The organism is Flavobacterium xizangense (assembly GCF_054075145.1).
Map to the genome: position 1 here is coordinate 1 of NZ_JBSIPG010000033.1, position 453 is coordinate 453.

At 34.2% G+C, this 453-nt stretch carries 1 protein-coding gene; it reads left to right on the forward strand.

The genetic code is table 11. From position 1 onward, the window contains the following. Positions 1 to 117 precede the first annotated feature (117 nt). The coding region (locus ACWA1B_RS22380; protein WP_456910793.1) for a COG1470 family protein at positions 118 to 453 on the forward strand (336 nt) is incomplete at its 3' end.

The following is a 453-nucleotide window of genomic DNA, read 5'->3' on the forward strand; positions in this document are numbered from 1 at the left end:
GTTATGAAAACTAAATCTACTCTTGAAAAAGCAATGAAATTTGTAAGCGATTGTAAGATGATTTTTCTCTCAAAGAAAAATATCTTTCAAAAGAACATTTTTTCACTGCTACTCTACTTGATTACGACGGTTTCATTTGCTCAGTCTGGTTCGTGTGGTTCTGAAATCACGATTGATGGATCTAATGAGCAAAAGTTTACAGGTGCGGAAGCCTCTTTTGTGCTTCAAATTAAAAATACTGGAACCACAACAGATACTTTTCAATTATCTGCTGATAACTTTTCAGACTTCAATGAAAATCCAGATGGAAGCTCTTCAAAAAGCAATGTACTGTTTAATAACAGATTGGAAAAGAAAACAATTACACTTGCTCCCGGAGAAACCAAAGAATTTTACGTAAAGCTCAGTCCTGCTGATATAAGTAAACTTGACCAATGGAATGGCACTAAGATT